Here is a 24768-nt window from a genome sequence, read left to right on the forward strand (position 1 = left end):
ATTTCTACTGCTTCGGTTTTATCTTTAGCTTTACTGTTAAGTTTGAATTAGCTTTCGCTCTAGTAATATAAATGTTACCTTCAGCCTCAAACCCAAAGGTTATTTCAACTTCAGCACTTTCAATAGCTGCATCCTGATTCAATTCTTGAAATACGTCAGATACAGGCTTGCAAACATTCTTTAGAATAGGTTTTATATCCTCTAGGGCTGTTTCAACTTTTCCTGCAAATTGGCCAGATATTTCTCTTGTCTTATCTTTCGGAACCTCTACTTCGACAAAAATTCCATCTCTAAGTTCGATCAATTGGTTTTCCATAATCATGTAAATGATTGAAGTTTTTCACAATGAAAAAGAATCATTCTGGATAGACTAACTCGTCAATTTTCAGTGGTTGTATGCTTCATCATTGTAACCGATAAAGCTAACCCCCTAATTGCTGCTGTTGGATGTTGGCAGGAAGCACAGCTGTTTCTAACGGAGAAATCAGGTTGTAGGCTTTCATTTTTGACTTCGGAGCAACCCTGCATTTTTATAAGGAGAAGGATGAAGAGCTTTAGGAAGCAAGATCAATTTACGAACTCCCTAAGAGCGCATCATTACTAATACAGGCAAAGACCAGGTTGATTGCTACAGATAGCACGGACCTGAGAGCAGGAGCTGCCCATAAAGCTTGTGATGCATCAAGATCAGATTGATGGACTGTCACCATTGCTAGAGTAAGCACTTCGTAAAATCGGCTTGAGGTTGCTTAAAGACGGCGCTCCCCTGCAGCAATATCGGTGTAAAGCCTGCCGAAAATGGTTTAATAAACGTACCGGAACTCCCATATCTCGCTTACAGTCATCGAGTTAACTGGCCAGCTACACCATTAAATCTCGCACCGAAGAGATGAGGGTGCTAAATGACGTATTCGTTTGTTCGTTGAAATGCTTGCGACAGCCTCGACACAGATAGCGTTGGTGGATACTACCCTCTTTGGGGGTGGCCGTGCTGTTTTTCACAGTCTGATGACTGTGAAGATGGGAAATTTCATAGGCCAGAAGAAAGGAATCATAGGCATTCTAGAAGTCATCTCCTAGGTGACCAGTGCCATTTTGACAGCCTATCAAGAATCTGAGTTTATGACTCAAGTGTAAAGCATGTTACAGAAATTTCCTTTCTATTAAGGGACATACATCCTATATCTCTGATCAAGACATCCCCCCTGCCCCACTGACATCCTTATGAGCATCGTCTCATGAGGATTCGCCTATGAGTACCTGTAAGGAAGTCTTACGGTCTCTTCCATCGAAACTAAAGCCGACACTCAAATCCAGGATCACCGAAATCCTAGATGAAATAAACGATCTACGCACCCGTGGATACAAGTATCTGGAAATCACCCAGATACTTGGTGAACAGGGCATCACCATCAAATGTTCAACGCTTAAAAAATATGTCCAGCAGCTAAACCGAGCTGCCCGCACTACTAAACCAGGTGCCCTGCCGTTACCCAAAGTACGGAGGTAACGGTCATGCCCTGGATTCATAATTCTTGTGGTGAGAAAGGCGGTGTCGGTAAAAGCATCGTTTCACTGGCACTTGCTGAGTACTTCCTGCAGAAGCAAAAAGTACCGCTTATCTGTGAAGCGGATCGGTCCAATGGCGATGTAGGACGCGCATTTGAAGGAAAACAGCGGGTCATCTACCCCTACTTCACTGAAGATAGCGATCAGCTCGATAAGGCAGACACGCTCCTTGATGAAGTGCTGGCCAGTAACACTGATGCAGTAGTCAATTCCCCTGCTCAGTCCCACCGAGCGCTAGTTCAATGGCTATCGCAGGGAAGTGCCGATCTCGCGATCGAGGAAGGCATTAAGCTTTGCTTTTGGTTTGTAACCTCTGGTGAGTACGACTCTGTAACGCTGTTCCTTGAATCGTTGCAGGAGTTTGACGGTATCCCCCATATCCTGATTCGAAATCGGCACTTTACCGATCGGCTTACCTACGACTACTCAGATCCTGAGGCGAATGAAAGCCTTGGCACAGCATTGCAGGCGTATCAGGTGCCAGTCATTTACCTGCCCCGATTTGGTACAGCGGACCTTGATTTTCTAAAGGCCCATTCCCTCACATTCGGGGAGGCTATCTCCCGTGACGGTGGACTCACCATCGCGGCACGCAGTCGCGTAAAACGAGCACTCACCACATTCTTCTCTCAACTTGATGCATTAGAGATTTTTACCAATGGAACATCTGACAACAACGGAACAGAGCCTGCTCCAAAAGCTCCTGCACGGAAAAAGCGAGGCAGAGCAAAAAAGAGTGTGGGAGATAGTAGCCAAGACCGGGATAGCTGAAGACGATCCCATGTTTATTGTAATGGTGGCTATGGGGTCGATTGAGGCTGCGGTGGTGGAGATTCCAAAGGCAGTTTCTCTCCAAGAAGAACGGCTGTCAGAAACCGTTGATACCCTGACGGAGAAGATTGGGGAATTGAGGGAATACACGCTAGGACTTACCGCACTCTCAAAAAATCTGGATAAGCGGTTAAAGATGAGGCTTCCCCGTGCCTCCCGCAATAGCGGGCTGCTTGCACGGGAACTGATTGGTGTTGCTCTCATGGGACTCCTCACCGGCATTCTCTTTGGTCGTCCTCTGCTCTCATTTGTAGGTAGTGAAATCTGCGAGCGGTTCCCTGAGGTCTGTGTCTTTGAACAGGGGGCAGAATGAAACGATACAAGGGAAATCGGGTAACGGTGGCGTTACTCTTTCTAGTGCTGGTGGTCTGCTTTCCAATCCTCTTTTTGCTGCAGCGTGATGTTGTGGCAGCATTTTTCTCTGAATTTGAGTTTGATAACAGGATGTGTCTCTGGATTGATGGGGTATTTCGATTACCGACTGGTCTTGCCCTAGAGGATGCAGAAGGAACGCTCCAAAAGGCGACTGCTGGGGGCTCACACCGATGGTTTATCGAGATAACGACACTACTTCCTACCCTCTGGTGTCTGCGATTTCTAACCGGTGCTGTTGAGGAGCTTCGCTCTGTCTATGGTGGGGCGTCCCCACTCTACATTCTTGAAGTGTTTGGACGGTGGATTGCCCTTGCAACAATGTTGTTGGTTGCAGCGCCCATAGTCGCAGTTTTGTTCTTCCACTCAGTCAAGTTTGTGGTGTGGGAGCCGTTGGCGTTTGTCATGGCGGTCAGTGTCTTTCTCTTTATTATGGGTTGGGGATGGCAGTATCCAAACGGCAGGTTAAAGCATGTGCGGAAGATTTATCACTTTGAGCGGTTAAAGCAGGAGGGAACGGTATGACGGTTCGGTTGATCATTGCTGTCGTGCTTATTGGGAGCTTACTACCCTGGTGTGTGCCGGTCGTTGAGGCACAGGTAGATGTCCAGTTACTGCAGCATGGGTTGGAGTGGCTTAATCCTGGAAATGCGGTTGGGATGCTCCTTCGGTTCTCAGCAGGAGGTGCTGTTGTGAGTGTAGTGGCTGCTGCTGCACGACGGGTGAAGCAGGTAACAGTTCGGGATGTCCTTTGGTGGCTATTTGCGGTGAGTGCGATCGCATCGCTCTACTTTGGCATCAAGGCGCTATTGATCCCCTTTCTAGGGGTAAAGGTCGCGTTTCTTACAGCCGTGACGGTTACAGGGTTTGGAGTACTGCAGGTGACACGAGCACGGTTCCCTGAGTATCCGTTTGACCCCCATGTAAGGGGACCACGGCTTATAAGTTCTCGGGATATTAAGCGGTCTCGCGGGGAGCTACCCCCAGGACTTCTCCCCTGGGGGGCTGATTACATCGAGTTTCACGTTGAGAATGAGCACTTTATGTTGCTTGGCAATATTGGAGGTGGAAAGACCACGTTTCTAAAGGCCATGATGTCATGGCTTGGATGGCGAGAGAATGAGCTATGGATCGTATTCGATGCCAAGATCGAAATGGTGCCCTACCTAGAGGCACTGGGCAAACGGGTGCTGGTTTTTAATCCTTTAGATAGGCGGAGAGTTGCCTGGGATATCTGTACCGATACGGTGAATGAAGCGCAGGTGCTCACAGTTGTAAAAATTCTCATTCCTGATGCTGAGGGCCAAGAAAACTATTGGAGTCAGTCAGCACAGAATCTGCTTACCAGCGTGATGGGGTTCTTTATCCGCTCAGGAAAGTGGTGGGACCTAAGGGATGTGTTGTTGGCCTGCTCAAATGAGCAGTTTCTAAAACAGATTGTGGGTGACGATGAGTTTGATGCCATTATTGCTGAAGGTTTACAGGGCAAGAGTGAACACAGTGGCACCAATGACTACATGCTCACCCTTAATACCCGGTTGCGTCCTCTGCGAGTGATGGCTGCGCTGTGGCATTCTGCTGAGGAGAAGGTGAGTCTAAAGAAACTGATTGAGGGCGGTGACTTTGGCGATACCGTGATTGTTCTTGGCAATGACAACACCTCTGGAGCCACCGTACAGCAGCTAAACTCGATTATCTTTGAGCGGTTAGTCAATGTCACATTGGACTTGCCGGACAGTCATTTACGGCGCATCTGGCTTTTCATTGATGAAGTCTCTGAAGCATCTCGATTTGTAGGTAATAATCTGGTGCGGTTTATGACGATGGTTCGCTCCCGTGGTGGGTGTGCGGTTTTGTCAGCACAGAATACCGCAGGAATTGAGGCAAAGTTTGGAGAGAAGGCGTCTCGGCAGATTTTAGAGCTGTCTCACCGGTTAGCGGTTTTAGGCGGTGTTGATGGCGATACCGCGAAAACCATGTCTGAGACCTATATCGGAGATATGGAGGTAATAGAATCCCAGGTTGGGTATTCAGAAGGCTTTGACGGTGCTGAGCGTGAGGTTGGCGATGTCTTTAAGCGTAAGGGTGAACGGGAGGTCAGTCCCACTTTACGGCGTGTAAAACGTCCCCTTGTTCCAAAGGAAGCGTTGTTTAGTGCTTCTATTCCAAAAACTGGGCCAGAACATGGGCTCACCGGATTTTTTGCAGGGGGTGTGGGTGGTCATCACTGGCATACCTACTCCTGGAAAGAAGTGCAGGATATGCAGGTTACGCCTGATGAGGATGTGCCAGCCTATGACCGGATTGGAGAGAAGGAGCCAGGGCTCAAATTAACCCCATGGAGTGATGAAGAGCTTGGCAAATGGGGGCTCTTTGAAACGATTGAAGGTGAGGAAGAGATAGAAACGGAGAACAATCTGTTTACCAGGTTTGGAAGCGCTTCTAATGAACTTTCTCGCGCAGAGGTTTTACGGATTCTCAAAGTAGAGGACAGTGACCTGGATGAGATAACGTCCCATTGTGCTATGGGAACTGGGATTCAGACGTTTTCTAGGGAGAAATTTACCGAGATGGCCGCATTTATAGGACTGCAGCTCCTTGATGTTTCAATCGATTGGGAGGACTAGACAATGAGTGTCAATAATTATCGTTCAGAGCGACCGATTCAAGCGGGTTCAGGCAATGTAGAGCGGTTTCAGCAAAAGTTCAGACGGTCTTCAAAGGAGGGTAGTGAGGCAGTCCGGGAGGGCTTAAACGCCCGGAAAGAGGTAGGCGTGTTTGAGAAGTTACGGCTTCGGGCACAGAAAACGGGAAAAACTGTCTGGCGTTGGGGGATTGGAAATCCTGGTGAAAAGAAAGATCGAGTGTCTTACAAAGTGCGTGGGGGCAAGCTGACTGTTGCCGATGACGATGGACGGATTATCAAGGAGAGTCAGGAAAAGGGCCTTTCCAAATACAATGGCATGACCTTACATGGGAAGGAGAATCGTAAAGGGGAGATGGTGTTAAAAGAGAACTGGGCGAATCAGCGGAAATTAGAACGCGGAAACCGTCATCTGACTCCCTATGAGAAGAGTGAACGGACAATCCAACGTGCTCAACCAGCGGTGTCAGTTGTAAAGGTGATAGCCAAGCCGGTTGTTTGGGCTTATAAGCTTGTTACAAAACAGAAAGGAAAGCGAGCAGCAAAGGGCAGCAAGTTGCTTAAGTCCGCTGCACGCACTGGCAGGAAGGTGAGCAATACCAGGCGTAGAAGGCGGTGATAGGCATTGCTTAAGGGGGCTTCTCAGGTGGGGGGAGCCCCCTTAGAATAACTGCTGTGAAGTGACTAAGCATCATGATTGGTTTACAAGGTATTCCATTGAGAATAGTAAAACTTACTTCCAAGGTGGAATGGAGACAACAGGTAAACCAAAAGGACCAATGTGGCAGATGGAGTACAGCCAGTAAAGCAGTTAGACATAATTCCCCAAGGCCAGGCTCCACTACCTGGAAGGACCACCCATCGGACGGGGCAAGGGGCTCCTTTTATGAGCCTCGCCCCTGCCATGGAAAAGTATCGTCTGGATAACTATGGCCCAAAGGTCCTGTCTACCAAGGAGCTGCTTACCATCGTTATCGGCCAGGGGGCAATTCCAAAAGGCGATAGAAAAATCTATGCGGATGAAATCGCTGCCTCCATACTCCTGAAGGCAAAGGAGAAAGACTCTAATGAGGCGATTGGCCTGCAGCAGCTGACAAAGAAGGACTTGACAGACATTGAAGGGATTGGTGAGGCAAGAGCTGCCATTATTATCGCTGCCCTTGAACTGGGGAAACGGATCTCAAACCCAAAGCCTAATACGAAAACGGTGATTGATGATCCTGCGGTGGCCGCTGCTGCGATCATGGGCGATATCGGTTATGAGCATCTGGAGCACTTTGCTATCCTATGCGTGGACATCAAGCACAGGCTGAAATCCACGCATATTGTTTCTAAAGGGACCAGTTCTGAGACCCTGGCAGACCCAAAGGAAATATTTGGAAAAGCCATTGAGAAAGGGGCCAGTCGGTTAGTGATCGCTCACAATCATCCATCTGGGGATACCACTCCCAGCGAGGCAGATATCAGTCTTACAGAAACACTGCTAAAAGGTGGGAAGATTCTTAATATTCCTATCCTTGATCACATCATTGTCTCAAAAGGAGATTTTGTGAGTCTTAGGCAAACCAACGGATACCTTTGGGAAAATCAATAAACAGTGCAGTAAGTGGGGAATTGATGTGACCACTAAACCGCTACAGTCACTCTCAATTCACAAGTTAGTTATCATCATCCGTAGCCTTAAAGAGATTTTCAACAAACCACGATATAAGAGACGCTACCATTGCACCAGAGAATGAAACAATGGCAACAACTATATCTGGACGAAGCCACTGACTAATGAGGTTCGAATTCAGATCACGCATAGGAAAATCAGGATCAAGACCAACCTGCGCTAGAGAGGTTTCTCCCATTGCGCGAACTTCGATGCCTTGGTTCTCTACCAAACTTAAATATCGCAACCATTGAATGCCTGGTTCTTTCAGAATCAAAAATTGATCAGATTCAATATCTAACTCTTGCTCACCCATACGAACCCTACCAGTAATAATTGTGGAACGATCCAGAGAATCTGTCTCACGACGATATTCAGTCGAAAAGGCAATTTTAGAAACAGGCAAATCACCCCAGAACCATGGCAAAGTATCAATATCTGTCAGCTGAGGTAAGGATAAAGATATAATCCCCGATTGAGGTAATGCTAAAGCAAGTTCAGCTGTGATTCCTGGTTGATAGGTGAACGTTAAGGGCTGATTAGCATCAGGATCATCCAGAGCTTTACCAGCAACAGAAAGTCGGTATCCTTTTAATGTTAGTTGCAAAGGTTGTTGCCCCAAGTAAAGCTCAAAGAAACTCCCTTCATTCATCGGTGGAGGACTAACATGAGAAAACTGGAGATCTAAACGGCGGGTAAAAGGAACATACCGCAAAGCATCCACCGTAGTTCGGTCTTGTAACCACAATGCCAGAACTTCTAGCTCATGAGGTAGATCATTATTGGTTTCTTTAATAGGCTGAAACTCAATTTGGCTTTTTTCGTAGGGCATTTCAATGGCTAGTTCAGTCAAATCACCGAATTCTTTGCTATTAAACTGTCCCACCAGAACAATCGGGTCAGGATAACTCCCAGTTAGACTAAATGCATCTAAATTACGAATACTGTTCAAGAACCGACGATTGGATTCGTCAGTTGGAAGATCGGTCTCAAAACTGATTTGCTTGGTAAGCACCTGAACTTCAAAGTGACGTGTTCCAGGAACTAACGCCATCAACAAAATAATAATAAAGGCAATAAGTAAACATAGATTGAAGATTTTCTGACGATGTCGTTTTAGCAGATGAATCCTCTTTGCAGAAAACACCTGCATAAGCCCGGCCTTTAAGCGTCTTAACCATATAGAAAGACGGTTTGGCCTTGAAGGCTGAACTGTTTTATTTATCTGTTTTGAGCGTCGAGGAGGAGTCACGAATAATCACCTTAGCCAAATAGGATCATGCCAAAAGGCAATACTACGAGAAATACGCTCTGGCGCACGATTTCCCTGCTCAATCTCTGCAACATAATAAAACTCATAAAGACCTGCAGGTACATTTCTTATCCCACTCCATTCAAAAGCCTTTTGCCCCTCTTGAGCACCTTGAGATCCCCAGGCTGCATAGCTCTTATCACTACTTCGAATACCAGCTTCAACGAAACGGACGATGTCATTACTGTAAAAGACAAAGCGATAGTTATTCGCAGGTCTACCTAAGAAAGTAGGCAGGTAAGTACGTTGAGTTCCATTTACAGCAATTGCCCGTAGATCATCAATTCTTTCAACACCATTTCGGTTCATCCTTCGAGTTGATCGTTCATGAATGTAGAAATTTCCTCTGGTCGAGAAGTTAATATTATCTAACAAATAGCGAGAGCTTAATTCTTGTAGTTTGAAGTAGGGAGGGTTATTGTAGCGACGAGGAACCCGGATTTGAAGGTTTCGCCCCAATTCACCTCCAAGTGTGTTTGTTATAGACACTAAATCCAGTGAACCACTAACACTAATTCGTTTTCGGATACCCTCACAACTGTTATCCTCTTGCAATGAATACTCATTACTATCTGGCTCCAGAAGCTCACAAGCAAGTCCTGGCGAGCTATAGAAAACCTGAAAAACCAGGAGCATTATCAGAAGCTGAATTATTTTCATATTAAAAGTTTAAAGCACTCCCCAACGAATCAATGTTTGTTCCAATATGGTTGCAGGGTGACCAATAATAAAACCACCAAGAACATCTGCCCCCTTTCCAAAATCAGGGGGTTCAATATCATTAACTATACCGATGACTTCATATTGCTCATTGAGAATTGGGCTACCAGAACTACCTGTCCCAACACCATCGGCTCCTACAATTCGGATTTCAGAACCTTCAGGTCGAGCACTAACATTCCCTGGAGCTGAGGCTGACCAAGGTATTCCATCATGATGACCATAGATTTTTATAGTAGTATCCAAACTAATCGCATCAGAAGTAATTTCAAGGGGCTGAATATCATTTGGAACATTCTCGACAACGAGCAAAGCCAAATCAAGCCCATCTTCTAATACAGTTGATTGAACAATTTGAGCTGGGCGGCGGAGCCACGTACTACCAGCAGGCGGTTCACTATAAAAATCCACTGCCACATCACTACTCAGTGGCCCAAATCTTTGCTGTTCTTCAGTAGCTGTTCCTATTTCCAATAGAGGTTGAGATACCACATGACGATTGGTAAGAACCCAAATACGATTGCCTTCGCGTTTGACAACCCAACCAGTGCCATACTTAGGGACCTCAAACGTATTGTTGATTCCTGTAGCAACTCTTACTATTGATCTAAAGACTGGCAAGAGGGGATCATTCACTGGTAAAAATTCTTCTTCTAAGTTTGCTGACGGATTCGCCTGCAATGAGAGTTCACGTTTTGCTTCAGCTAACGCGTCACGAATGGATTCAGCTTCAGGAAGTATACTTAAGGCTTGTTCATAATATTCAATAGCTTCTACCAAATAGTCCTGCTCTTGATATAAAATCCCTAAACCTAAATAACCAACAGCATTCATTGGCATTGAAGAACTTAGTATTTGCTCAAATACGTTTTCAGCTTGTGCATAACTCTCTTGAGCTACAAATGTTGTGCCTAGATAAAATTTTCCAGGGATATTGTTCGGATCAATACGGAGCAACTCCCCAAATACTTTCTCCGCCTCGTCATATCGTTCTTGAGTAAACAACAATGTTCCTATGTTTTGATGTGCATTAACATGACTAGACTTAAGGTTAATAGCCTGCCTGTAGGCTGATTCAGCTTCAGCATAACGTTCTTGCTCTTCGAGTAAGAGACCTAGATTATTGTGAGCAGAATAGTAATCGGGATTGATTCTGAGCGCTTCCCGATATGCTTCCTCAGCTTCTACAGTAAGGCCTTGCTTCCGTAAGACTCGACCTAGATTATAGTAGGATGTAGCTGCAGAGTTAGGCTCAAGGCTAATGGCTTTTCGGTATGCTTCCTCAGCTTTCTCGTAGCTCTCCTGCTCTTCCAGTACAGTGCCTAAATCGTTGTATACGGATGTATAATCTGGCTTAAGGCGAATTGCGTTACGATAAGCCTCTTCAGCATCTTCATATTTTCCCTGATCGTGTAATGCGATGCCTAGTTTGTAGTACGCCTGAGCATTCTCAGGATTAAGACTTAAAGCTACTCGAAATGACTCTGCTGCTGCCTCATGCTTGTTTTGAGCTGAAAGAGCAGTTCCTAGGAAGAAATGTGTAAAACTATAATCTGGGTTGAGACGAATAGCCTCCCGATAAGCGTCCTCTGCTTCTCTGTAGCTATGTTGTTCAAATAGAGCATCACCCAAGCCTATATGTGAGAATACATTAGAAGGATCTAGGCGAATAGATTCACGAAGAGCTGCCTCTGATTCTTCATAACGTTTTTGTTCGAATAGCACATCTCCAAGATCTTGATGGATACTGGCGGCATTTGGGTGAAATCGAATAGCCTCTTGATAAGCCGCTTCTGCTTCTTCAAAACGGTTCTGCTTGTGTAATGCCCTACCTAAACTTTGATAAGCGTAGCCATAATCTGGCTCTAACTGAATAGCTTCTCGATAAGCCGCCTCTGCAGCGACATAATTTTCTTGGACATACAGAACATCTCCAAGTCTTGTATGTGCACTGAGACTCGTTGGATCTACGAGAATCATGTCCTGAAATATATTTCGAACCTCTTGATAACGTCTTTGTTTGAAGAGAAGATTGCCTAAACTTTCATACCCAATAGGAACGTTAGGCTCAAAGCGAATTGCATTACGATAGGACTCTTCCGCTTCTTCGAGTTCATTCTGATTCTCTAACGCAATACCCAAATCATGATGTGCACCTGCGAAAGATGGAGCTAAGCGTATTGCCTCACGATAAGCATTTTCGGCTTCCGCATTCTGATTTTGTGCTAATAAAGCATTCCCTAAACCATAATAGGCATCAATATTGCTAGGTTCAATGTTTAAGATTTGCCGCCAAATTGACTCAGCTTGAGAATAGTTGCCAACCGATTCAGCCGCATTAGCTTGACTAAATAAAGTATCAAGCTCTGAGGTTACTGGAGGCAGCAAAGGCGGTAGCTGAATCTTTATGTCATAGTCATCTTGAGATTGTGCCAGCACTAATTGAGGCCAAAACAATACGCACGTACCAGCAAGAAGAATGATACCAAGTCTAGTAGAAGAAAATATAAAGCGCATGTACAGATGACAATGGAACCCAAAAGCAATATAGCCTTTCTTCTTCTACATCACGAAACGCCTCGTATCCTCAAAACCTAAAATTAAATCTTATAGAAAAACTACGTCCCTATTCTTAGCAAACTTCTAAAACCATCCGTCATCCAAAAGTCTATCTCTAGCAATTTCAATATGCTGAGACTTAAACATCAGCTTCCGTTTATTCCACTGATGCACCTTACTCACCGTCTCCTCAACAGTCTCAGTCCCCTCTTTAGTCACCACCCAATGCACCGTCGAAAGCAGCTCCATACAAAACGGCGTTTCAAACCCCTGAATCAAGTCAGCCACCCTATCAAACCGCTCCTGAGTCTCCCGATGACTCTCCAGAAACGCAACCGCCTCGTCCGCCGCCTGAATATTCAACTCTAACGGCTTATCAGGCCGATCCTCGGCATCCCCATACCCCGTAATAAAGTGACCCTCAATATGACTCAGCACATGACGTAAATTCTTCGCATAGGGACCATAGGGAGCCTTTTCATACTGCAACCGTAGCGGTTCACCCGCCTCTTGCAGAAAGTACATCAGCTTATGGACTTCAAGGAGAGTAACCGTGGGGTCCATCACCGCAGCCAGATAACGCCGCATCAGTCCCAGCAAAGCCGCTCGGCCCACCGTCATATTCGGTACTTTTGTTTCCTTGGCCATCACACTCGCTGCAGGTGCTCCCATCGGCTCAAACAGCAGCACTTTTACATCTGGCAATGCCTGAAACGCATCAATAATCAGCTCCCGTACCTGCGCCCAATTCAAGCCACCCAAACCACATCCAAGGGGAGGTATGGCAATCGAACGAATCTGCCGATCCCTAACCACAGTCACCAGGTCTTCAAGACCCGATTGAATATCCTCGATCTGGCTCTTATTTTTCCAATGGCGTTTCGTCGGAAAGTTAATAATGTAGCGTGGCGGATACAGGCTGTTCAGATCATGGACAAACATGGCTCCAGGCCGAACCTGATTTGCATCACAGTTTTTTTTATACGCCTTAAAATTTTCAGGATAGGCTTTGCGAAACTGCAAGGCGATCCCCCGACCCATAACGCCAACACAGTTCACCGTATTGACCAGGGCATCTGCTTCGGTTTTGAGGATGTCACCTTGAGTAAACTCAATCATGGGGTTACCGCACGTTCATTCAAAAATACCAGGTTGACCTCACCTCAATCGTTGGCCGATGGGCTTGATTTTCCACTATGGAGCGCACCTGATTTGCGATCGCACTATGAATTGTGGCGACTTTTTCCACCAGAGTCCAGGGAAAGAAATCAAACAGTAGAAACTCGGCCTGTTTGCCTTCCTTAACCTGGGGGTCTCGAAAGTCAGTGGACCGAACCGCCTGCCAGTCGATTTCGCCCAGATCGCTCTGACTATTGTAGAAGTTGCTCAGGTAAATGCCCGCGTTGCGATCGCTAAATGCCCAGGGAACTCTATTCTGATCAGCCCAGGTAACCACGGCCCCAAAATCAGCCTGCACGTGAACGATGGGCGTTTGCCCTCCCCGATAGGTTAACTCTGGATGGTTCCCCCGATGCAAGATATAGAGCATGATGGAGCGCGGACAAAAGTAAAACGGTACATATTGCCCAACGGTGGTGCCTGGATGACACCGCACGCTGACCGATTGTAATCGTCGTTGCTTGATGGTGGACATCCCCACCACCAAAGAATCCATCTGCTGACTAACCCGGCGAGCGTCCGACACCAGGCCACCTAAGCTGATAATGCCTGCCAGGTTATTGATATGGGTGATGTGGTAGATTTTCGGGTTCGGTGGAACTCCAGACATACCGGACGTTTGGCTAGGCAGACCTATCTTCGTGCAATGTGCCGCCTAGATTACATCATTTTTTGGGAGAAGTCGAAAGTTTGAGTACTAAACGACTTACTGTAAAGCCTTCTATTTCCACTGACTACAAACCTCTTGCATAGCGTTAACCACTTCTCGCATAGCAGATTTACCACCCAGGTGAAAAATTGCTGGATATAGAGTGATGAAGTTTTGCACTAGCTCACTACGTTGTTGGTGTGACAGTAGATGCAGAAATGATTTCCAATCAGCATAAGACAATTTTTCGAGTTGGAAACAGGTAAGAGAGTCACTTAGTGATTTTGCTGCTATGTTTTTTTGGGTCAGATTATCAATTGCATCCTTTATCATGGGAAAGAAATTTTTATACACCTTTTTAGCCAACTCCTTCAACACATCAGCCCGCCTCTTCTCATCCTGCAACTCACACGCTACGCTCAACAATTGCTCAAAATCTGCCCCATCAAGGTAGGCCAACTCCTTCAACATAGAGACCCGAATGTTCTCAGACTGCAACGCACGCACTGCGTTCAGTGCTTCATCGAAGTAAGCCCCATCAAGCTTGGCTAAATCCTTCAATATATCGACCCGACCGTACTCATGCAGCTCACGCGCAGCGCTCACCAATTTCTTGAAATCTGCCCCATCAAGGTGGGCCAACTCCTTTAACACAGAGGCCCGATTGGGCCTACCTAGCAGCTCACACGTTGCGCTCAACAGTTGCTCAAAATCTGCCCCATCAAGGTTGGTCAACTCCTTCAACATAGAAACCTGACTGGACGCATCCTTTAGCTCACGTGTAGCACTCAACAATTGCTCGAAATCTGCCCCATTAAGGTTGGCTAACTCTCTCAAAACAGAGACTCGCCTGGCCTCGCGTAGCTCACGCACTGCTTTCAGTGCTTCATCGAAGTAAACTTCATCGAATTTAGCCAACTCTTTCAACACAGAGACCCGATTGGACGCATCCTTTAGCTCACGTGTAGCACTCAACAATTGCTCGAAATCTGCCCCATCAAGATGGGCCAACTCTTTCAACACTGAGGCCCGATCGGACGCATCCCGCAGCTCGCGCGCGGCACTCAACAACTGCTCGAAATCTGCCCCATCAAGATGGGCCAACTCCCTCAACGTATTGGCCCGCATCGACCCATGCAGCTCACACGCTGTATTCAACGCCTCATCGAAATAACCCTCATCAAATTTAGTCAAGTTTCTCAACACAAGGGCCCGCCAAGAAATATCCTTTAGCTCACGTGCAACACTCAACAATTGTTCAAAATCTGCTCCATCAAGGTGGGCCAAATCTCTCAACACAAAAGCCCGATGGGATGCATGATCTAGCTCACGTGTAGCACTCAACAATTGCTCGAAATCTGCCCCATTAAGGTTGGCTAACTCCCTCAAAACAGAGACTTGTTTGGACGAATCTTTCAGCTTACGTGCGGCATTCAACGCTTCATTGAAATAAGTCCCATCAAGCTTAGCCAAATCCTTCAATATAGAGGCTCGCTTGTAATCAATAGATGCCCTCCTGTAATCACCCTGTAGCTCACGCACGGCACTCAACAGTTGCTTGAAATCTACCCTGTCAAGGTAGACCAAATCCTTCAACACATCGGCTCGCCTATTTTCATCCTTTAGCTCACGTGCGGCACTCAACAATTTATCAAAATCTGCCCCATCGAGTTTGACCAACTCCTTCAACATAGAGGCCCGATCGGACGCATCCCGCAGCTCGCGCGCGGCACTCAACAATTTATCAAAATCTGCCCCGTCAAGGTGGACCAACTCCTTCAACATAGAGGTCCGGATAGATGCATCCTTTAGCTCACGTGTTGTGCTCAATACTTCATCGAAGTAAGTCCCATCGAGGTTGGCTAACTCCCTCAAAACAGAAACTCGAATGGATACATCCTTTAGCTCACGCGCAGCAATCAGCAATTTATCAAAATCTGCTCTGTCAAGGTGAGTTAAGTCGCTCAACATAGAGGCCCGGGTAGACGCATCCTTTAGCTCACGTGTAACACTCAACAATTGTTCGAAATCTGCTTCATCAAGTTTGGTCAACTCCCTTAACACAGAGGCTCGACTGGGCTCATCCTGTATCTCACGTGTTGTGCTCAATGCTTCATCGAAATAAGCCCCATCGAGTTTGACCAACTCCTTCAACATAGAGGCCCGGATAGACGTATCCTTTAGCTCACGTGCGGCACTCAACAATTTATCAAAATCTGCTCTGCCAAGATGGGTCAAGTCACTCAGCATAGAGGTCCGGATAGACGCATCCTTTAGCTCACATGTAGCACTCAACAATTGTTCGAAATCTGTCTCATTGAGTTTGGCCAACTCCCTTAACATGTAGATCCGACTGGACTCATTCTGTATCTCACACGCTGTGCTCAACGCTTCATCGAAGTAAGCCCCATCGAGGTTAGCTAACTCCTTCAATACATCGGCTCGCCTATTTTCACTCTTTATCTCACGAGTGGCACTCAACAGTTGATCGAAATCTGCCCCGTCAAGGTGGACCAACTCTTTCAACATATCGGCTCGCCTATTTTCATTCTTTATCTCACGAGTGGCACTCAACAATTTATCAAAATCTGCCCCATTAAGGTTGCCAAGTTCTTCTAATACGTCAGCCTGACAGGACGCAACCTGAAGCTCACGCGCGGCGCTTAAGAGTTGATCAAAATCTGCCCCATCAATGTTGGTCAACTCCTTCAATACAGAAGCTCGCCAACTCTCACCCTGAAGCTCACGTGCAGCACTCAACAATTTATTGAAATCTGCCCCATCAAGGTTGGCTAAATCCTTTAAAGCCTTGGCCTGACTGAGCTCATCCTGCAGTTCACGTACTGTACACAATGCTTCATCGAAGTAAATCCCGCCCAGTTTGGTCAAGTCTATCAACACATAGATCCGAATGGATTCATCCTTCAGCTCACGCACGGCAATCAACAGTTTATCGAAGTAGGACCTATCGTGGTGGGCCAACTCCCGCAACACTTCAGCCCAACAGGATACATCCTGAAGCTTGCGCGCGGCACTCAACAGTTGCTCGAAATCTGCTCCATCAAGCTTGGCTAACGCCTTCAACACAGCGGCTCGATTAGACGCATCCTCTAGCTCACGTCCGGCACTCAACAATTTATTGAAATCTGCTCCATCAAGATGGGCCAACTCTTCCAACACCTCAGCTCGACAGGATACAACCTGAAACTTACGCGCAGCGCTTAAGAGTTGCTCGAAGTCTGCCCCATCAAGCTTGGCTAAATCCTTTAACACCTCGGCCCGACTGTAATCAGATTGTATCTCACGTCCGGCACTCAACAATTTATCAAAATCTGCCCCATCGAGCTTGGCCAAGTTTCTCAACATATCAGCCCGATTAGGCTCAGACCGCATCTCACGCGCGGCACTCAACGCTTCATCGAAGTAAGTACTATCAAGCTTAGCCAACTCTCTCAATACAGAGGCTCGAGTGGACTCAGACCGTATCTCACGCGCGGCACTCAACAATTTATCGAAATCCGCCCCATCGAGATGGGCCAACTCTTTCAACAAAGGGGCTCGACTATACTCATTCTCTATTTCACATGCTGTGTTCAGTGCCTCATCGAAGTAAGCCCCATCAAGTTTAGTCAGGTTCACCAACACAGAAACCCGACTGGACTCATTCTGCAACTTACGTGCCTTATTTACAGCCATTTGAAACAGTGTTTTTGATAAATACAAATGATTCGCCAAGGCCCCAATTGCCATAGCAATTTTTGTCTCATCCTGAATCTGTTCCACATACGCCCAGGCCTGTTCCAACGACCAATAATTGCGTTTAACAAATTCCGCTATCATGCCAATAGGCAAGTTCCCAACTAGGCTATTGAGCGTTGCTGTAATCAAAGCATACCTACATTGCAACCCAATCGTTCGGGCTTGGTCTTGATCGTAAAACTTCTCGGCGATTCGCCATCCCCGTGCTACATCCTCGATAAATATTGTCGGTTGTCCAATTTTGTCACAGGCTTCAAACCAGGCGTTTCCACCCTTTGGATCCTCTTTTTGGAGCAATAAGTGAACTTCTTCTGTCCATTCACCTTGCTCTAGATGCCAGGTCAAATAACGATGAATGTAACCGTCATTGGGTAGGTCATACCAACTTCCATCACTTGCACGTTCTTGATAACGTTTGAGAAATTCACAATGAGCTAGGGAGAGATGATGAATAACACTTTGTGCCAATTTACGAGAGGAATTTAGATTTTGTAGTTCGAGGATGCCATCTTCAATCAGGTTACAGGCCATATCGTGCATCAGATCATGAACACGATATGTCGGCTCACCCTCGATAGTCGTAACGCCATCTGTGAGCAATGATCGCTGTCGCAAATCGATCAACACTTTTTTGGCAATTACAGGCTTTCTTATATTCCAAAGTACTTCTGCCACGGCACAACTTAAAGTCACATCCTCTGGCAAGATCCCTAACCAGGCAAACTGTTTTAGTAGCTTTGGTTTCTTCTCTTTAAGACGTAACAAACTCAAGTTAAAACAAGCTTGCAAGCTGTACTTTCGCTGTTCTTCTAAGGATAGATACTCAAAGGATTCAGACGAATCTAAAATTTCTAAGGCAACAGCCTGACGTTCTGCCTCAAACTCCAATCGCAAATCTGACCAACTCAAACCATCTCGAACCTGATTTGCCGCCAAATCGATAGCCAATGGCAAGTATCCTACTGCTTTAGCAAAGGCTTTGAAGTCATTTGTTTGCACTGCATTCCATGGCAGATCAAACTTCTGTTTCGCTAAGTCAACAGCTTCTTTCTCCGACATAACATTTAATCTGTACCGTGTTGCTCCTGAAATATCGGCCTCCCGCGTTGTCACCAAGATCCGACACTCAGCCCCACCAACCCGAAACCATTCTGCATGGGCTGCATTCCAGACATCATCAATCACGAGTAAGATTCGCCTTTCAGCCAACAAATTTCCTAAATACCGTGAAGCAGCTTCTAATGTATTCGCCGAAAAACTCTCCCGCGACTTATCCAACTGCCAAATCCAATCCCGTAGCATTTTAAGCAAGTCTGGATTTTGCCCCAAAGTCACCCACAAAATGCCATCATCAAACCACTCCTGTATATTTGAGTCCCGTGCTACTGCGGCTGCCAAGACCGATTTTCCCAGACCACCCAGACCAGAAATAGCACTCACCACCAGGGGACAATCATCCTTTGCAAGCAGCATTTCCTTCACCGCTGTAATTACCTCTGATCGATCTACATAGTTGGGTGGTAAAGGAGGTATCTGGTTAGGCACTCCAGAGTGTAGGTTAATCTTTTCAGGTTGCGTAGAAATACCATGCTTCTTCAATTGCTCTTGCCAATCGGGGTCAGTATAAATATTCGTTAGCGATTCTGCTTCTAGAGCAGCAGGCTCACTAGGATTTTGATGCTGACGTTGTACTGCAATGACCCGACCTGCACACACTACAGCTGCTCCTGACATGCCCCCCCAAGGTGATGAATTCTGGCTAAGCTGTTTAGGAACGCGTTCTGGTTTTAGAACTAAAAGGTTTTCTCCTGATAAATCTGATAGGTAGATTTTGCCGTCAATCTGTCGCCCACCAGCTAACTCCTCTGTGATTGAGATCAGTGTGCGCGCCCATTTAGGCCACCCATACATATCAAAATTGAGAATTTGGCTTGAGGGTCGCTTAGGCAATTGCCCGAAAAAAATCGCATCGCAGGGCTCAATTTCCTCAGGCAGTTCGACCAGGGCAATATCAAAATTCGGTGATTTCCATACTACTTTGGCAGCTACTTCGTAAGGGTTATGGGGCCATTTAGAGCGCACCCGGCATTGCTCATCTTCTAACAGTAAGTGCTTACAGGTTAATGCCAGCCGACCACCAATGCGGTAGGCGGTACCGTAGCGGGGCGCAATAATCTCAATCGCGCGATTGGGTTCAAACTGACGTCTAGGCATTAACTACACAGGACCTAGGAAATGACTGTGATGATTAGCCTGGAATCTTACCTTGATCACCAGTGAGTACTGGCGCTCCGTCCTTCCAAACTGGTTTCAGTGGGATTTTTACTTTGTGAATAGCAGCATTTTTTTCAGTACTGCCACCACCTAGTTCAACGACCCAAAATTTGATGCCTCCCTTGCCTTCAGATGTTTGTTCAATCAAAACCTGAAATTCCAGTTCAATTTCTCCCATCTCAAACCGAATTTCCTTGCCCTCTGCCACGAGGATAGCTTCACTCAACTCTGTGCGTAGAGCTTCCACCGTTTCCTTCAGTCCTAGCTTCGCCATTTTCCCTTTCCGTCGAACCTAGGCTTCATTATGGCTCAGCAGATAAGTTTACGTCGAAATCCGCGTTTTTTTAGAGCACTGCGGCCATTGCAACTCAAAATCATTTCGGCCCATCAATGGGCAAGGACAACACCTTAGCCACTGCTTTGCAAACTAGGTTTGCGCAATATTTCTTTTCGAGTCCGTTTCTTACAGAATCCTAAAAAGGCAGCTTCTTCATTATCGATGGTTTGTCCTTTCTGATTCATCCAAATTCGCCACTCAAGTTCCAACACATAGACATCCAATCCAGGTGCTAGTTTCTTAGCCTTTTCATAGGTAGACGGCTTAAAGGCACATTTAACCGGCTGATTACCAGAATTTTGCAACGAGTCCTCAAACTGCAAACGACTATCGGTCTTTGTCACCATAAAGCTCACAGCTTTCACCTTATTTCTGGCCCCTCGAATCAACTCATAGGAAACCTCAAAGCCTGAACCATAAGGATTACTGTTGATTTCTTTGACCGCAGGCTCCAGACATCTGGAGCGGAAATGCCCCCAGCATTTGAGTTTGCCGTCTGGTACTTTGAGCCACTGTCTGAGATCGTCCACAGAAACTTCGAGGATAGGATGCTTTTGATTAGCCACTCCTTCTAAGATTTCGTACAACGTCACAGAGTACTTACCCGATAAGGAAATCAGGTGGTGTGTACGAATGCGGGCATATTGCAAGGGTTGCTTAATAGCATCAATAAGCATCTGGGGAAATTCAAACCAGATGGTATCAGTCCCTCGGCCTTCATTCAAACATACGGCTGAAATCAACCGCGTAATGGTCTTATAGCGAACATCGCCTTTATCCACTCCCTCAAACGTGACCTTGGTATCCGATAAAGACGCCAAAGCATCCCAGAGCCAAGCTTTTCCACGCTCTCCACCCAGCTGATTAAACACCTTCCAAACATCTGCAGCCGGTAATTCATGGACCCGACTCTCTTCCAGCCTGTGAGCTACAGCATGTAGCAGAAACGTCCACAGCTTTCGCTCTCGTTCACGAAAGGGACCATCCACCTTGACCATGATGACTGGCTTTGGAACCGGAACAGTCACCTGCTCTGAGGTGTCCGGATTAACCTTCCAGGGGTTACCCGTCGCTTTAGGTGCTTTCTGTTTCATGGGTCCGTACATATCACGGCACTTAGCACCTAGCAAGCCGTGATTGGTGTCAGGTGAGGATTTCTAACAGATGAAAGTTTCTCAGATCGTCTGAATTTGTGATCGGTGATGAGCAACAAGAGGCACAATGGCCTGAATTTGTGATCGGTCCACCCTAAACAACAACAATTAGGCCAACAAAATTTTGCTTTCGCTTTAACCCAATCGAGCCAAATTCACCTATCAGGCTTCCCCAAGTCAGTTTTGAGTGACCTAGCCCCTAAAAACACCAGGAATGAGAGAATTTCCAGCTCTTTTACCTGTGGATAACTGCTTTAATTGGCCTGTGGAAAGTCGCCTGAATTTGTGATCGCTCCGCCTGAATTTGTGGTCGGTCAGCCCGAATTTGTGATCGCTCCGCCTGAATTTGTGATCGATCAGGGGGTTAAGATATCGATATCACAACAAAATTCGCTCTGAACACTAAGAACACTAGAACACTAAAGAACACTAGCGTTTCTGTGGATAATTGAACGGGCCAGTATAAGATGACATTAACTTGGGGCTTCGCCCCAAACCCCAGGATTTTGGAGGCATTCCAAAGGCTATCAAGAATTATTTGATGGGGTTGCCTCGTGGATTAGATTTTGGACGATTGCCCCCCTCTCCCCTAATTGTCTTTTCAATCCAGTAACCCTATAGTCGGGGCTCACTGCCTGTCTTAACCTCGATGCCCTGTGAAGTATTATCATCAGCGTTTCCCTGCCCATCTCGGTATAGCAGCCGTGCTCTCCATTGGTGAGATATTCGCCCTTCGAGACTCCTGGCTTGCCTATCAAATGGGTATGGTCCCCCTCTACAGCGGGTTATTTGTTCTTACAGCATCAGGCATTGTATTGGGGAGTGCCAAGTTAACCGACCTCTACGAGCAAAAAAAGCATCTGCGGGGAACCACAATGCTTACTAATAAAGCCTTTATGGATGAGGTCAATGGTGATGGCATCGCTCTTCCCAACAACAGTGCTGAAAAAAGACAGGCCAAAGAACCCTTGTTTCTAGAAATTCGCCAGGAAGATGAGAACAAACACTTTCTCGTCTGTGGTGACACCGGCTCGGGCAAAAGTTCCATATTTCACTATTTTGCTACCCAGCTTCAGCATCGAGATGAAGAGATAGCCATCTTCTATGACCCCAAGTGTGAGTTCTGGAAATACCACGGCTCTCCAGAACGGGGAGATATCTTGCTCTACCCGTTCTCAGACAGTTGCCCCTATTGGGACCTAGCGGCTGAGGTTACCCGTCCAGAAAAAGCAAAGCTGCTGGCAGAGAGCCTCTTGCCCTGTGCCCCAGGTGAAGAAGAACGGTTCTTTGTAAAAAGTCCGAGGAACATTCTGGAGCATCTTTTACTGGAGATGAAATCGCAGGATGCCTCCGTAGACGATTTGCTCAGGTGGCTTAGCTCTGGTGAGCAGATTGATGAAATCCTAGCGGGTGACCCGGTAGCCCAATACATCCCGAAAGAAGCCCCAGACCAGCGGGCAGGCGTCCTGGGTAGCTTGAGTAATGTGGCCTCCCATCTAAAGCTTTTACCTCCAAAGGATGGCCGTGACAGCTTTTCACTCGCTGAAATGGTGCAGAAACGCTCAGGTTGGCTGTTTATTGGCGCGGCGGGCGTTGCCGATCAGCAAATCCTGCAGCCCTTATTTTCCATCTGGTTCAATATCCTGATCCAGCAACTTCTAGACTTCTCCCCAGAGGCCAGTCCACCGGCCACTTGGATTTTTATCGATGAAATTGCCTCACTAAAAACCCTGAGCTTCCTTGAGCAAGCCGCTTCCCAGGCAAGAAGCTACAATACCCGCCTAGTGCTGGGCTTTCAGAACAAACACCAGATCGAGAATTTCTACCATAAGCTGGCCATGCCCATACTCTCGGCCCCAAAAACCAAGATTTTTCTTAGAACCGCTGAGATTGACTCGGCTGAATGGTGTGCTCGCATGATTGGTGAACCTGAATTTGAGCAACGGGTGATCAGCGAATCCTCACAGCTTGTGGGTAGACGGGGGGAATCCTTGAGCTACCGGCAAGACCGAAAAACTGAGTATCTCGTGCTTCCGGCTGAGTTTCTGTCCCTGGGCGATCGCGAGGGATTTCTGCAGTATCAGGGCATGACCACCCCCATCCAGTTCGACTATCCCGACCTGACCGCCAGGAATAAGGTTAAACGCGGAAAACAGCAATTTCAATCAAAACGACGGGCCCTAAACTGGTTCTGAGTCTTGGGAAAACTTCAGGGATAGCTGCTGCTTTAGCTCCCGTTTTTGCCCCTGGGTCTGCGACTCCTCAATTCGAGCCTCCTGCCCTACCGTAATTTCGTCATCCTCGGCATATATCCACATCCTCACCACCGGAGATAGGGTACTTTCTAGGGCGTACCGCTCTTGCTGGATGTCAGTCAGCATCCGGTCTAAGTCGGCAATAGTCGCTTCGTGGGCTGGTATCTGGTCTCGCAGCAAGAATGCCGTTTCCAGTAGCTCATTCCGCTCGGTCTCCTGCTCCACTTTGCTGGCATAGAGCGTTTCCGCCAGGGCACTGCACTTCTCCCTGGATTCTGGAGAATCTGCCCTTTCTAGCAGGGCTTGATAGGCATCTTTCGCGGCATTCAGCAGCTGATGGGCCTCCAGAAGGTCCTTTGATTCCTGGAAAATAAGGGGTAGGTCTGTGATTACTGCCCATCCTTGTTTAACCTGGTTTTCTATTTCTTTGGCGATGCGATCGCGTTCCTTCCGCCAGCAGTCGATAGAGTGCTGATGGGCATCTATCGCCCGTCCATACAGCCGGTCTTTGGCCATATCAACGGCATCTTCCGGGGAGCCTGGGGCATAGCTCAGCTTGTTGTTTAAGTCTGCGATTTTGTTATCAACCCGTTCTCGCTCCGTAAGCACGGTTTCTAGAAGCGATCGCTCCTTGTCTAAGGTTGCCCCTACCCTCACCTCAAAATTCCGTAATTTGCCTATCTCCCGGAGCTTCTGGAGGATTTCCTCATTCGCTGCCTGAGTCTTCTCTAGGGCAGTCAGCTCCCGAATCAGCAAAATCTCTTCCACCTTCTCAGACAGAATTCCCTGTTTCCAAAGCATCGACTCATAGGGAGAAAGCTTGGGTTCTGCCGGTCGGTCAATGCCCTGCGCCTCAAGGCTACGATGGTCAATCACCGCTGTTTGACCGGCACGCTTCAGGGCTAAATTGCAGTGGTTCTCCCACGATTGACGCAGTTCTATCAGTCGCTCCTTGGGCTTCCAGCTCCGATCCTTTTGGGCTCCCCCCTGCTCAGGGTGCTTAGCATTCGCCCGCTTAAAAAACTGCTCCTTTGGTCGCTCAATCCCATCCAAAGCTCGGGCCGTAAACATCACATGGACATGGGGATTTTTCCCGCCATCCATCGCCTCAGCCTCATGAATTGCTAGCGTATAGGGATGCTTCTCCCCGATCTCAGTGTTGACAAATTCCCTAACCAGCCAAAGACGTTGGTCATCGGTGAGTTCTCTTGGAAGAGCGATTTCAAATTCACTGTACACCTGGGCATTTACTCGCTCATAGGTATCTGCCGCGTCCCAAAACTCGGTTGGGTCAGACGCCCAAGCGGGCAGATTGCCAGACTCAGTGTATGTCAGTTCGTGAGCACCATATTCGTACCGTTCCGTTCGCAGGATATAGCGCACATGGGCACCTCCGCTTTTGCCATCGGCACGGGAGCCATGTTTTAGCGAAAAGCGATAAATAGCCAACGGAACTCCTCAGGTGCTCAAGGGGGTTCAGGGGCACTCCCCGACGCGCCG

The 24768-nt window shown here is 47.1% G+C and carries 19 protein-coding genes; 8 read left to right on the forward strand and 11 right to left on the reverse strand.

Features of this window, described 5'->3' with window-relative positions; genetic code table 11:
- Positions 1 to 4 precede the first annotated feature (4 nt).
- Both SPB21_RS07325 and SPB21_RS07330 read right to left on the reverse strand, forming a co-directional pair.
- Positions 5 to 316 (reverse strand): CU044_2847 family protein, encoded by a 312-nt coding sequence (locus SPB21_RS07325; protein ID WP_499866137.1) that lies wholly within the window; start codon positions 314 to 316, stop codon positions 5 to 7.
- Positions 317 to 861: 545 nt separating this feature from the next.
- On the reverse strand, positions 862 to 1002 hold the full coding sequence (locus SPB21_RS07330) for a hypothetical protein (protein WP_499866138.1): 141 nt from the start codon (positions 1000 to 1002) through the stop codon (positions 862 to 864).
- A gap of 250 nt (positions 1003 to 1252) precedes the next feature.
- Between SPB21_RS07330 and SPB21_RS07335 the strand changes: the two genes are divergently transcribed.
- The 7 genes from SPB21_RS07335 (at position 1253) to radC (ending at position 7010) form a co-directional block, all read left to right on the forward strand.
- The gene (locus SPB21_RS07335; RefSeq protein ID WP_499866139.1) at positions 1253 to 1510 is read left to right on the forward strand and encodes a hypothetical protein; all 258 of its coding nucleotides are present in this window, start codon (positions 1253 to 1255) and stop codon (positions 1508 to 1510) included.
- Positions 1511 to 1515: 5 nt separating this feature from the next.
- Complete coding sequence (locus SPB21_RS07340; protein ID WP_499866140.1) at positions 1516 to 2340, forward strand: P-loop NTPase family protein; 825 nt, start codon at positions 1516 to 1518, stop codon at positions 2338 to 2340.
- The gene (locus tag SPB21_RS07345) at positions 2228 to 2713 is read left to right on the forward strand and encodes a DUF6753 family protein (protein ID WP_499866141.1); all 486 of its coding nucleotides are present in this window, start codon (positions 2228 to 2230) and stop codon (positions 2711 to 2713) included. Before SPB21_RS07340 ends, SPB21_RS07345 begins: the two co-directional genes overlap by 113 nt.
- Positions 2710 to 3297 (forward strand): hypothetical protein, encoded by a 588-nt coding sequence (locus tag SPB21_RS07350; RefSeq protein ID WP_499866142.1) that lies wholly within the window; start codon positions 2710 to 2712, stop codon positions 3295 to 3297. The genes SPB21_RS07345 and SPB21_RS07350 overlap by 4 nt, the downstream gene beginning before the upstream one ends.
- Positions 3294 to 5399, forward strand: coding sequence for a type IV secretion system DNA-binding domain-containing protein (locus SPB21_RS07355; RefSeq protein ID WP_499866143.1), 2106 nt, complete (start codon positions 3294 to 3296; stop codon positions 5397 to 5399). Before SPB21_RS07350 ends, SPB21_RS07355 begins: the two co-directional genes overlap by 4 nt.
- A gap of 3 nt (positions 5400 to 5402) precedes the next feature.
- Positions 5403 to 6035: a hypothetical protein gene (locus tag SPB21_RS07360; protein WP_499866144.1), complete on the forward strand. Its 633-nt coding sequence runs from the start codon at positions 5403 to 5405 to the stop codon at positions 6033 to 6035.
- Positions 6036 to 6197: 162 nt separating this feature from the next.
- Entirely contained in the window at positions 6198 to 7010 is an 813-nt protein-coding gene (gene radC / locus SPB21_RS07365; RefSeq protein WP_499866145.1) for a RadC family protein, read from the forward strand.
- Between the two features lie 64 nt (positions 7011 to 7074).
- Here radC and SPB21_RS07370 read toward each other — a convergent pair whose 3' ends face one another.
- The 8 genes from SPB21_RS07370 to SPB21_RS07405 form a co-directional block, all read right to left on the reverse strand.
- Positions 7075 to 8124 carry a hypothetical protein gene (locus SPB21_RS07370; RefSeq protein WP_499866146.1) on the reverse strand — a complete coding sequence of 350 codons (1050 nt, stop codon included), beginning with the start codon at positions 8122 to 8124 and terminating at the stop codon, positions 7075 to 7077.
- A gap of 204 nt (positions 8125 to 8328) precedes the next feature.
- Positions 8329 to 9018, reverse strand: a complete 690-nt coding sequence (locus tag SPB21_RS07375; protein ID WP_499866147.1) for a hypothetical protein — start codon at positions 9016 to 9018, stop codon at positions 8329 to 8331.
- A 33-nt stretch (positions 9019 to 9051) separates the two neighbouring features.
- A complete protein-coding gene (locus SPB21_RS07380; RefSeq protein WP_499866148.1) occupies positions 9052 to 11619 on the reverse strand; it encodes a tetratricopeptide repeat protein in 2568 nt (855 codons plus the stop codon).
- Between the two features lie 126 nt (positions 11620 to 11745).
- Positions 11746 to 12780 carry a type II toxin-antitoxin system antitoxin DNA ADP-ribosyl glycohydrolase DarG gene (darG, locus tag SPB21_RS07385; protein WP_499866149.1) on the reverse strand — a complete coding sequence of 345 codons (1035 nt, stop codon included), beginning with the start codon at positions 12778 to 12780 and terminating at the stop codon, positions 11746 to 11748.
- 19 nt (positions 12781 to 12799) lie between these two features.
- Positions 12800 to 13450, reverse strand: a complete 651-nt coding sequence (gene darT / locus SPB21_RS07390; protein WP_499866150.1) for a type II toxin-antitoxin system toxin DNA ADP-ribosyl transferase DarT — start codon at positions 13448 to 13450, stop codon at positions 12800 to 12802.
- A 111-nt stretch (positions 13451 to 13561) separates the two neighbouring features.
- Entirely contained in the window at positions 13562 to 19462 is a 5901-nt protein-coding gene (locus SPB21_RS07395; protein WP_499866151.1) for an NB-ARC domain-containing protein, read from the reverse strand.
- 34 nt (positions 19463 to 19496) lie between these two features.
- Positions 19497 to 19796, reverse strand: coding sequence for a trypco2 family protein (locus SPB21_RS07400; RefSeq protein ID WP_499866152.1), 300 nt, complete (start codon positions 19794 to 19796; stop codon positions 19497 to 19499).
- Between the two features lie 134 nt (positions 19797 to 19930).
- Positions 19931 to 20953: a replication initiation protein gene (locus SPB21_RS07405; RefSeq protein WP_499866153.1), complete on the reverse strand. Its 1023-nt coding sequence runs from the start codon at positions 20951 to 20953 to the stop codon at positions 19931 to 19933.
- Between the two features lie 716 nt (positions 20954 to 21669).
- Between SPB21_RS07405 and SPB21_RS07410 the strand changes: the two genes are divergently transcribed.
- Positions 21670 to 23208 (forward strand): type IV secretion system DNA-binding domain-containing protein, encoded by a 1539-nt coding sequence (locus SPB21_RS07410; RefSeq protein ID WP_499866154.1) that lies wholly within the window; start codon positions 21670 to 21672, stop codon positions 23206 to 23208.
- On the opposite strand, the gene SPB21_RS07415 is transcribed toward SPB21_RS07410, so the two are convergent.
- Positions 23194 to 24717 carry a MobA/MobL family protein gene (locus SPB21_RS07415; protein ID WP_499866155.1) on the reverse strand — a complete coding sequence of 508 codons (1524 nt, stop codon included), beginning with the start codon at positions 24715 to 24717 and terminating at the stop codon, positions 23194 to 23196. The two genes, SPB21_RS07410 and SPB21_RS07415, sit on opposite strands and share 15 nt — an antisense overlap.
- Positions 24718 to 24768: the final 51 nt, after the last annotated feature.

Origin of the sequence: Leptothoe sp. ISB3NOV94-8A, assembly GCF_043421595.1 — a bacterium.
Taxonomy (GTDB): Bacteria; Cyanobacteriota; Cyanobacteriia; order Phormidesmidales; family Phormidesmidaceae; genus Leptothoe; species Leptothoe turfae.